3 protein-coding genes are annotated in these 1,698 nt (G+C 36.2%); 1 reads left to right on the forward strand and 2 read right to left on the reverse strand.

The genetic code is table 11. From position 1 onward, the window contains the following. On the forward strand, positions 1-254 hold a 254-nt coding region (locus tag ON09_RS23605), incomplete at its 5' end, for an amino acid permease C-terminal domain-containing protein (RefSeq protein WP_010603537.1). Between the two features lie 155 nt (positions 255-409). Here the strand turns inward: ON09_RS23605 and ON09_RS25355 are convergent. Both ON09_RS25355 and ON09_RS23610 read right to left on the reverse strand, forming a co-directional pair. Continuing rightward, positions 410-574 carry a hypothetical protein gene (locus ON09_RS25355; RefSeq protein WP_157259068.1) on the reverse strand — a complete coding sequence of 55 codons (165 nt, stop codon included), beginning with the start codon at positions 572-574 and terminating at the stop codon, positions 410-412. Between the two features lie 3 nt (positions 575-577). Beyond that, positions 578-1,698, reverse strand: a 1,121-nt coding sequence (locus ON09_RS23610) for a KUP/HAK/KT family potassium transporter (RefSeq protein ID WP_010603538.1), incomplete at its 5' end; no start/stop codon positions are given.

The following is a 1,698-nucleotide window of genomic DNA, read 5'->3' on the forward strand; positions in this document are numbered from 1 at the left end:
ATGAAAGTGGCTGGAGCTTATTTAAACATAAAATTCCAATGTGGATTTTTCTCATCATCTGCGTGATCATTTCTTACTATTGCATCACAAAGAATCTTTCACTCATTCCGGTTTTAGGATTAATCAGCTGCTTGTATATGATGTGTGAGCTAGGAATTTCCAACTGGATAGGTTTTGGAATATGGCTGGTTATCGGATTGGTAGTTTACTTTGCGTATGGCTACAAACATAGCAAACTGGCTCAGGAGGTGTAATATACTTCTATTTGATAAACTTTATCAAAATAATACAGAAGGCCTTTAGTATGTTTAAACTAAAGGCCTTCTTCATTTTATAATCTATTTCGCAGTCTGTTGGTGAGGAAAACAAACATAAGACTACTGATCAATCTTTAGATTGATCAGCATGATTAGTTCTCGCTGTCTTTCTTCTTCATAAATCCCAGCGCTGTAATCATCACTAAACCTAAGCCAGATGCAATCATATAACTATTTGCATGATCGAGATGGTAAATCTTTGCGGCCGGGCCTGCGATAAAAAGGCAAATACCCAAAATCAATAGTGCTGTTCTCATCAATTAAACAGGTAATCTATTTAATTCAATATCATCTGGCGTTACAAAGATTAATGGAACTTTCTCCACATCAACATAACTGCTATCCAAACCAAAACTGCGTTCTTCCGATAAACTCATTTTCTTCAACAGGAAATAGTAATCCATAATTTGTCGCTCATAGAAACTCAGTTTGGTAAACTTAGATAAGTGTTTTTCCAAGAGAACGAACCTGAAATCGCCAGCGATTTTATGTTTATTTAAAGATTTATACTGACTGGTAATGTCGATTTCGCCGTTTTTAACCAACTCTTCTACTACTTTTCTATACAATAAGTTTACACGCTGTTCAATCCTGAATCCCAAACGGAAATCGATACGGATTAACTTTCCAGGGATTAAAAACTCCACTTTGTAATCAAGTGTATAGGGTTCATCCATTACATCTACGTGAACCAACCAATACACATCAGCACGTTTTGGTTCTTTTTGGATGATAGAGTAGATGATTTTTGATTCTATTTCCGTTTTGAAGTTTGCACTGGTTAAGTAAACCAACTGCGAGGAATATTTAGGAACCGTTTCGTCTACGCTTAATTCACTCAGAATCTGATAATAGTCTTCAATTTCAACGTATTTAACAAAACGATTTTTGATTTTCCGTGAGTTGTACCAAGTCCACATTACGCTTAACAAACCGCAACCTATTAATAAGGTAACCCAGCCGCCATGGATGAATTTAAATAAATTTCCCGCAAGGAAAGCAAGCTCGATCGCACCATAAACTACAACAAAAATTACAATAAGATATTTGGGAAACTTTTTTCTTAACATATAAACGGCAACCAAAACGGTTGTCATTAAGAAAGTTAAGTTGATGGCTAAACCATATGCACCCTCCATATCATCAGATCTTTTAAAAATCAAGACAATGATGATACAGCCTATGCATAACAGCCAGTTAATGGAAGGCACATACAACTGTCCTTTCTGTACACTTGGATAATTGATCTTAACTTTCGGCCAAAGATTTAATCTTACTGCCTCCGAAATTAGCGTAAATGATCCGGAAATCATGGCTTGAGAAGCAATAACCGCAGCTGTCGTTGCCAAACCAACCATAAATAATACCATGCCCGGAGGAA

This window comes from Pedobacter agri PB92 (assembly GCF_000258495.1).
GTDB lineage: Bacteria > Bacteroidota > Bacteroidia > Sphingobacteriales > Sphingobacteriaceae > Pedobacter > Pedobacter agri.